This window comes from Pseudomonas sp. (assembly GCF_032058845.1).
Classification (GTDB): domain Bacteria; phylum Pseudomonadota; class Gammaproteobacteria; order Pseudomonadales; family Pseudomonadaceae; genus Aquipseudomonas.
Genome location: NZ_DAMCCR010000162.1, coordinates 1 through 6710 on the forward strand (window position 1 = coordinate 1; position 6710 = coordinate 6710).

Annotated in this window: 4 protein-coding genes and 1 pseudogene; all 5 read left to right on the plus strand. The window is 65.0% G+C overall.

What is annotated here, in order from left to right; all coding sequences use genetic code 11:
* Positions 1-555: 555 nt before the first annotated feature.
* Positions 556-1275: a gluconate 2-dehydrogenase subunit 3 family protein gene (locus RT028_RS19600; RefSeq protein WP_312937047.1), complete on the plus strand. Its 720-nt coding sequence runs from the start codon at positions 556-558 to the stop codon at positions 1273-1275.
* A gap of 36 nt (positions 1276-1311) precedes the next feature.
* The gene (locus RT028_RS19605; protein ID WP_312937049.1) at positions 1312-3081 is read left to right on the plus strand and encodes a GMC family oxidoreductase; all 1770 of its coding nucleotides are present in this window, start codon (positions 1312-1314) and stop codon (positions 3079-3081) included.
* 11 nt (positions 3082-3092) lie between these two features.
* Positions 3093-4424 (plus strand): cytochrome c, encoded by a 1332-nt coding sequence (locus RT028_RS19610; RefSeq protein WP_312937051.1) that lies wholly within the window; start codon positions 3093-3095, stop codon positions 4422-4424.
* A 502-nt stretch (positions 4425-4926) separates the two neighbouring features.
* Complete coding sequence (gene mdcA, locus RT028_RS19615; protein WP_312937053.1) at positions 4927-6588, plus strand: malonate decarboxylase subunit alpha; 1662 nt, start codon at positions 4927-4929, stop codon at positions 6586-6588.
* Positions 6588-6710: pseudogene (locus RT028_RS19620) on the plus strand (triphosphoribosyl-dephospho-CoA synthase MdcB); the annotation flags it as partial. The gene mdcA and the pseudogene RT028_RS19620, both read left to right, overlap by 1 nt.

A 6710-nucleotide genomic window follows, 5' to 3' on the forward strand; every position in this document is an offset into this window, starting at 1 on the left:
CCGTTACCGGCCTGCACACAAAAAAACTGACAGTCCCCACTCTGCGACCGCCAATACCAACCTGAGGCAACTCATCCGACATCGGCCAGTACGGTGCGTGGCCAGCGTGTTGCCATCATCGACAGGCGACAAGGGGCACACCCGTCTTTGCGAAATTTCTTGAAACGAATTTACCCGGCGATGCTCTGACCCCTCAAGGTGGGAAAAAAGTGGCCACCCGCCATCAATTCTTGGTGCTTGAGCGGGTCTGTGCAAGCACTGCTCGTAAGGCCTGAAATCTCCTGCGACAAATAGCCTGTTGACCTGCAACAGATTTTTGAGTTGGGCGATATTAATTAGGCTGCTATCATTCCACCCCCGTGAACCAAGCCGCACCCCATGACACAGGCCCAGACCCGTGCATGCTCGATGCCGTGTTTCCCCGATCGATTCAGAACAACAGAACAACGCCAGCACAGACGTCCCCAAGGGCGCAGGCAGGATCAGGAAGCAGACGCATCCCCCGCAAGGGCAGGGTGGCACTCGGTTCGTTGTGATCAGCCATAGGTGCCCTGCATGCTCTTAGCCACACAAACATCGAGGAGGAAGTTCCTGCTGTCCTCCCTGATCGCACTGCCCGCCATGGGCATCGCGGTCAAAGGTCTGTCTGCCGCCGCTGCGGCGGAGCTCGCCGCGCCGAGTCTCGAGGGCTACAAACCGACGTTTTTCAGCCCGGTCGAGTGGACCCTGATCCTTGCCGCCTGCGACCGCTTGATCCCCGCCGATGGCCGCGGCCCGGGCGCGCTGGAAACCAACGTACCGATCTTCATCGACCAGCAACTGGCTGGCGACCTGGGCAGCGAGGTGTACCTGCAGGGGCCGTTCGACGTGAACGCGCCCTCCACCCTGGGTTACCAGCTGCCCTACACGATCCAGCAGATCTACCAGAAGGGCATCGCCGGCTTCGATGCCTGGTGCCAGAAGACCTACGGCGAGCACTTCGCGTTGCTCGAGCTGAGCAAGCGCGACGCGGCCCTGAAAAAGCTGCAGGGCGGCGAAGTCGACTTCACCGCCACAGGCGAAACCGCGCTCAAGGGCACGCTGTTCTTCAGCGAGCTGCTCAACCACACGCGCCAGGGCTGGTTGGCCGACCCCATCTACGGTGGCAACAAGGGCATGAAGGCGTGGATTGCCATCGGCTTTCCCGGCGCCCGCGCCAGCTACCTGGAATGGGTCGCGCAGCACAACGTCCCGTATCCGCTCGGCCCGGTCAGCCTGACCGGCCAGCGCGGTTGAACCCTTCGCCCAGCGACACAGCATTCAAGGTTACCCATGTCAAACATCACCAATGAGGAAGTCGATGTCGTCGTGGTCGGTCTCGGTTGGACCGGCTCGCTGATGAGCATCGAACTGGCCCAGGCGGGCCTGCGGGTGCGCGCCCTGGAACGCGGCGAAGACCGCAGCAACGCCGATTTCACCTATCCCAAGCCGGCCGACCAGTACGCCTACGCCGTGCGCAACAAGGTCATGGTCACGCCCAAGGCTGCGGCCCTGACCGTGCGCCACAGCCTCACCGGCACCGCATTGCCGACCCGCCAGTGGGGCGCCTTCGTGCCCGGCACCGGCGTGGGCGGCTCGGGCCTGCACTGGACCGGCGTGCTGATCCGCCCCACGCCCACCGACCTCAAGCTCAAGACCTACGCCGAGCAGGCCTACGGCCCCGGCGTGCTGCCCGGCAACATGACCATCGGCGACTTCCCGTTCACCTGGGACGAGATCGAACCGTACCTCGACAAGTTCGACAAGATCTGCGGCCTGTCGGCCAACACCGGCAACCTGCGCGGGCAGATCATGGAAGGCGGCGACCCGTTCGAAGGCCCGCGTTCCAACCCGTGCCCGCTGCCGGCGCTGGAAGACACGCTGAACAACACGATGTTCGCCGAGGCGGCGCGCAAGCTCGGTTACCACCCGTTCCCCAACCCCTCGGCGAACGTGTCGCGGGCCTGGAAGAACCCCTATGGCAACCAGATCGCGCCGTGCAACTACTGCGGTTACTGCAGCAAGTACCCGTGCCTGAACTTCTCCAAAGCCTCGCCGCAAACGGCGGTGATGGACGCACTCAAGCGCCTGGACAACTTCGACTACAAGGTCAACGCCAACGTCCTCAAAGTCGAGCTGCACCCCGATGGCAAGACCGCCAAGGGCGTGACCTATGCCGATGCCGACGGCAACACCGTGTTCCAGCCAGCGAAGATCGTGGTGCTGGCCGGCTTCCAGTTCGTCAACGTGCGGCTGATGCTGCTCTCGGGCATCGGCAAGCCGTACGACCCGGTCTCGCAGACGGGCACCATCGGCCGCAACTACGCCTACCTCAGCGTTGGCGGCACCACGCTGTTCTTCAAGGACAAGCAGTTCAACCCGTTCGCCACCGCCGGCGCCACCGGGCAGATGTTCAACGACATCTCGCCGGGCAACTTCGACGGCCCGGCGCTGGGCATCATCGGCGGCGCCAAGATCCACAGCTCGCAGGCCACCGGCACACCGATCGGCACCGCGCTGCCGGGCGGCACCCCGGAATGGGGCCAGGGCTGGAAGGAGGGCATGCAGGACTGGTACGGGCATTCGATGAAGGTCAGCATCTCCACCGGCTGCATGTCGTACCGCGAGCACTACGTCGACCTCGACCCGACCTACAAAGACCCGTGGGGCCTGCCGCTGCTGCGCATCACCTTCGACTGGAAACCCAACGAGCTGCGCCTGCAGCAGCACCTGCGCGGCATCGTGCAGGGCATCACCAAGGAGCTGAATCCCGACAGCTACAGCGAAAGCTACTTAGGCATGGATGCGCACTGGGACATCACCAAGTACGTCTCCACCCACAACGTCGGCGGCGCGATCATGGGTGAGTCGCCCGAGACCAGCGCGCTCAACCGCTACCTGCAGAGCTGGGACGTGCACAACGTGTTCGTGCCCGGCGGCAATGCCTTCCCGCAGAACTTCCAGGCCAACCCCACGGCGCTGATCGGTGCAATCACCCTGTTCGCGGCTCAGGCCATCAAGGAGCAGTACCTGAAGAACCCCGGTCCGTTGGTGCAGGCATGAGGAACGCGACGATGAAAAGCAGATCCCGTTCCGTGCTGCTCACCTTGCTGGTGATGGCCCTGGTCATCGCCTTGCTCGCCTGGGGTGTGAGCGTGCTGCTCAACCGCTCCGGCGACCCGACCGCCACGCTCGAACAACCCATCACCCCGCAACTGGTGGAGAAAGGTGCTTACCTGGCCCGCGTCGGCGACTGCGTGGCCTGCCACACGGCGCCCGGCGGCAAGCCCTTCGCCGGCGGCCTGGGCATCGGCTCGCCGATCGGCACCATCTACTCGACCAACATCACCCCGGATGCCGACAGCGGTATCGGCCGCTGGACCTACGGCGATTTCGAGCGGGCCATGCGCCGCGGCATCAACCACGACGGCGATGCGCTGTACCCGGCGATGCCGTACCCGTCCTACGCGAAGATCTCCAACACCGACCTGCAAGCGCTGTACGCCTACTTCATGAAAGGCGTGGCGTCCGTGGCCCAGCCGAACAAGGCCAACGACATCCCCTGGCCGTTGTCGATCCGCTGGCCACTGGCGTACTGGCGCACGCTGTTCTCGCCGTTGCCCGATGATGACGCCAAGCCCCTGGTTGCCGTTGATGGCGCCACTGCGCAGGAACAGCGCGGTGCCTATCTGGTGCAGGGCCTGGGCCACTGCGGTTCGTGCCACACCCCGCGTGCGCTGACGTTGCAGGAAACCGGGCTGGACGAATCGGCCAAGGGCTACCTGACCGGCACGGAGCTCAATGGCTGGGCGGTGCCGTCGTTGCGCGGCATGCCGCACTGGACCGAGGAGCAGATCGTCGACTACCTCGGCACCGGGCGTAACAGCACGGCGGCGGTGGCGGGCGAAATGAAGGATGTGATCGCCAACAGCACCTCGCACCTGAGCCACGACGACCTGACGGCCATTGCCGTCTACCTCAAGTCGCTCGAAGGCAAGGAGCGCGTGGTCACCGCAGACAAGCCCGAGCGCAACCAGGCCACCACCGCCAAGCTGACGGCGGCCAAGGACCTGACCCTGGGCGAGCGCCTGTACATCGACAACTGCAACGCCTGCCACTTCGTCAACGGCGAGGGCGCAGCGCAGGTGTTTCCGCGCTTGAACGGGGCCTCGGTGGTCAATGCCGACAACCCTGGCGCGTTGATCCACGTGATCCTGGCCGGCGCGCAAACGCCGTCCACCGAGCGTGCACCGTCGGTGCTGCCGATGCCGGGCTTTGCCCAGCGGTTGAGCGATTCGGAGGTGGCGGAGCTTGCGACCTTCCTGCGCGGCGGGTGGTCGAACACTGCCGGCGCGGTGTCGACCGATCAGGTGAAGAGCGTTCGTGCGGGGTTGCACGAGAGGTGAGGGAGGGCGCCGCGGGTGCAGCTGGGCCAGTCCACGCACCGCGGCTTGTGAGGGAAATCGAGGTTGCAGCGTTGGGCCGGCCATGCCGGCCATCGCGACTGACCGGAGCGCCGGACCGGCCGCTCCCACGGGGACCGTTTTTTCACGAGGTGCGAGTAGGCACTGGGAACCGATGAGCCTGCACACCGCGACCCGTCTAGCAGCGGCTACTGCCGCGATGGGCGGCAAATCCGACCCAATACAGCCACCGCTCTCCACCGTTGGCGCGCAACCGCGAGAGGCAGATTCATGAGGCTTCTGTCGCTGCGACAGCGTGGCAACGAACACGGTCCAGATGAAGCGCTTGAGCCGCGATACGCCGTGCGTCGTCCCTGATCCAGACGGATGGAGACTCCTGGGTCATCGTTAACCTGAGCGTAACGTTCCGCCCGCCGCATTGATTGATGGAACCCGCCAGTGCCCCTTAAATGACCTCCACGCAAGCGGACCCGTGGAGCTTCCAATGACAACAAGACCCTCCCCCCCACCGCAATGGTCGCGGCGGCGCGCTGAAAAGCAGCGCCGGCTCGAGCAGGTGCGCACGCTGGCCGACGGTGCAGTGCTGCCGAGCGAGCGCATCGTCGAAGCCCTGCAGCGACTGATCGCCCCTGGCGACCGCGTGGTGCTGGAAGGCAACAACCAGAAGCAGGCCGATTTTCTCTCCCGCTCGCTGGCCAAGGCCGATCCCGAGCAACTGCACGACCTGCACATGATCATGCCCAGCGTCAGCCGCGCCGAGCACCTGGACCTGTTCGAGCGCGGCATCGCCCGCAAGCTCGACTTCTCCTTCGCCGGCCCGCAAAGCCTGCGCATCGGCCAGTTGCTCGAAGACGGCCTGCTGGAAATCGGCGCCATCCACACCTACATCGAGCTGTACTCGCGGCTGCTGGTCGACCTGATCCCCAACGTCGCGCTGGTGGCCGGCTTCATGGCCGACCGCGAGGGCAACATCTACACCGGTGCCAGCACCGAAGACACCCCGGCGCTGGTCGAGCCGACCGCCTTCAGCGACGGCATCGTCATCGTCCAGGTGAACCAACTGGTGGACGACGTGCGTGACCTGCCACGGGTCGACATCCCGGCGTCGTGGGTCGATTTCGTGGTGGTCGCCGACAAGCCGTTCTACATCGAGCCGCTGTTCACCCGCGACCCACGGCACATCAAGCCGGTGCACGTGCTGATGGCGATGATGGCCATCCGTGGCATCTACGAAAAACACAACGTGCAATCGCTCAACCATGGCATCGGCTTCAACACCGCTGCCATCGAGCTGATCCTGCCGACCTATGGCGAATCGCTCGGCCTCAAGGGCAAGATCTGCTGCAACTGGACCCTCAACCCGCACCCTACGCTGATCCCGGCCATCGAGACCGGCTGGGTGCAGAGGGTGCATTGCTTCGGCACCGAGCTGGGGATGGAAAACTACATCGCCCAACGCCCGGACGTGTTCTTCACGGGCCGCGACGGCTCGATGCGTTCCAACCGCATGATGTGCCAGCTGGCCGGGCAGTACGCCGTCGACCTGTTCATCGGTGCCACCTTGCAGGTCGATGGCGACGGCCATTCCTCGACCGTCACCCGCGGACGACTGGCCGGTTTCGGCGGCGCGCCGAACATGGGCCATGACCCACGCGGCCGGCGCCACGCCACCCCGGCGTGGCTCGACATGACCGAGCCGGTGACGATGCTCGAGCGCGGTCGCAAGCTGGTCGTACAGATGGTGGAAACCTTTCAGGAGGGCGGCAAACCCACGTTCGTCGAACGCCTGGATGCCATCGATGTGGCGAAGAAGGCCGGCATGCCGCTGGCGCCGGTGATGATCTACGGCGATGACGTGACCCACCTGCTGACCGAAGAAGGCATCGCCTACCTGTACAAGGCGCGCAGCCTGGAAGAACGCCAGGCGATGATCGCCGCTGTGGCGGGCATCACCGCCATCGGCCTGCGGCATGACCCGAAAGACACCGCGCGCCTGCGCCGTGAAGGCCTGATCGCGCTGCCCGAAGACCTTGGCATCCAGCGCACCCAGGCTTCGCGCACGCTGCTCGCAGCGAAAAGCATTGCCGAACTGGTCGAGTGGTCCGGCGGCCTGTACGAGCCACCTGCACGTTTCAGGAGTTGGTGATGAATGCATTCATTCACGTCGCAGCGCCAGTGCCGCTGGCCGACCACCTGGCCGACCTCGCCGTCGCCGCGCTGATCGACGAAGCCGACCTGTCGCCCAAGCCGGCGCTGGTCGACCGCCGT

What these genes read in the sequence shown, in the direction of transcription:
- RT028_RS19605 (WP_312937049.1), top strand. Translation starts at nt 1,312, where the DNA reads ATGTCAAACATCACCAATGAGGAAGTCGATGTCGTCGTGGTCGGTCTC.
- RT028_RS19600 (WP_312937047.1), top strand. Translation starts at nt 556, where the DNA reads ATGCTCTTAGCCACACAAACATCGAGGAGGAAGTTCCTGCTGTCCTCC.
- mdcA (WP_312937053.1), top strand. Translation starts at nt 4,927, where the DNA reads ATGACAACAAGACCCTCCCCCCCACCGCAATGGTCGCGGCGGCGCGCT.
- RT028_RS19610 (WP_312937051.1), top strand. Translation starts at nt 3,093, where the DNA reads ATGAAAAGCAGATCCCGTTCCGTGCTGCTCACCTTGCTGGTGATGGCC.